Below are 1,486 nucleotides of genomic sequence, written 5' to 3' on the forward strand. Positions count from 1 at the left end.
CATCATCGAAGGCCTCGACTGACCCTGGGCGCGGTCGTCCACGACCTCTGGCGCACCACCCGCGACGAGACCGGCACCCCGGTCGAAGCGCTCCGCGCGTCCTCCTGGCCGCCGACACCGTGACGCTCCACTACGACCGGCTCCCCATCGGCGCGGTCCGCCGCCGGAAGGAGCGAGACGGTAGATTATCGCGACCCTGCCCACCATCCACTCCCGCCAAGACGAGGAAGAAGGAAGATACAGACACGAGACGGGAACGCGCCAAGACCAGCCCGATCCCGAACATGAGCACGCCACCACGCCCTTCTGACGAGCAGGCCGTACTCGCCAGATGGCAGGCAGATGTGCCCGCTCGACGCACTACGTGGAGCGGGACTAGCCGATGGTGGGCCGGTTCTCGTAGGCCGTCGACAGAACGATCATCGTGCGGGTCGAGACGTTGGCCGAGGATCGGATCCGTGCCAGCAGGTCCTCAAGCGCCGCCGGACGCTCCACTCGCACCTTGAGGATGTAGTTCTCATCACCCGCAACGGAGTAGCACGCCTCGATCTCCGTGATTTCGGCCAACCGATCCGGCGAGTCATCCGGCTGGCTCGGGTCGATCGGTTTGATCGAGATGAAGGCGGTCAACGGCAGACCTAAGGACTCGTGGTCGACGACGGCCGTGTAGCCGCGAAGAACGCCCCGCTCCTCGAGCCGGCGCACTCTCTGATGCACGGCCGACGTCGACAGGCCAGTGGCCTTGCCGAGGTCGGTGAAGCTCATTCTGCCGTCACGCAGGAGCAGCGACACGATCTGCCTGTCGATTTCCTCCACGCGCTAACTGTAGACGCTGAACCGAAGTGCTGCTGCCGTTCGTGCTGGGCGTGGCGTCAGATCGTGACGACTCCGTTAAGGGCTGGTGCCTCTCCCCGACGGGTTGGGTGCCATCTGCTCAAGGCACAGACCCAACCCCAGACGTCATATCCATGGCAGGATCGAACTGTGGAGATCAAAGCAGCTCAGGAGTTCTTCAGGCCCGAACCTGGCTGGCTGAACACAGCCAGCTACGGCCTGCCTCCCAACCCCGCGTGGGATGCTCTCCAGGCAGCGCTGGACGAGTGGCGAGGCGGACGCACGTCATGGAAGGGCTGGGGCGAGACAACCGGACGCGCCCGGGAGGCATTCGCCCGGATCGTGGGCGTGTCGCCGTCTGACGTCTCCGTCGGCGCCCAGGTCTCTCAGCTACTCGGCATGGTCGCCTCTTCCATGCCGGACGGCACCCGGGTGGTGGTGCCCGAGGAGGAGTTCACCTCTAACCTCTTCCCCTGGCTCGTGCAGGAGAGACGAGGCTTCGACATACGCGCGGTGCCCACTGCTGATCTGGCGCATTCCATCACCGACGACACGGACGTCGTCGCGTTCAGCCTGGTTCAGTCCGCCACGGGCGAGATCGCGGACGTGGACGCCGTCGTTGCCGCTGCCGAGGCCGCAGGCGCGCTGACCT

Annotated in this window: 2 protein-coding genes; one reads left to right on the forward strand and one right to left on the reverse strand. The window is 65.7% G+C overall.

All coding sequences use genetic code 11. The features are described 5' to 3' along the window. Window positions 1-375: 375 nt before the first annotated feature. Window positions 376-816: an Lrp/AsnC family transcriptional regulator gene (locus tag ELR45_RS30350; RefSeq protein WP_129669627.1), complete on the reverse strand. Its 441-nt coding sequence runs from the start codon at window positions 814-816 to the stop codon at window positions 376-378. Window positions 817-984: 168 nt separating this feature from the next. On the opposite strand from ELR45_RS30350, the gene ELR45_RS39700 reads away from it, so the two are divergent. After that, the coding region (locus tag ELR45_RS39700) for an aminotransferase class V-fold PLP-dependent enzyme (protein ID WP_205857570.1) at window positions 985-1,486 on the forward strand (502 nt) is incomplete at its 3' end.

It is taken from the genome of Phytoactinopolyspora endophytica (genome assembly GCF_004138495.1).
Taxonomy (GTDB): Bacteria; Actinomycetota; Actinomycetes; order Jiangellales; family Jiangellaceae; genus Phytoactinopolyspora; species Phytoactinopolyspora endophytica.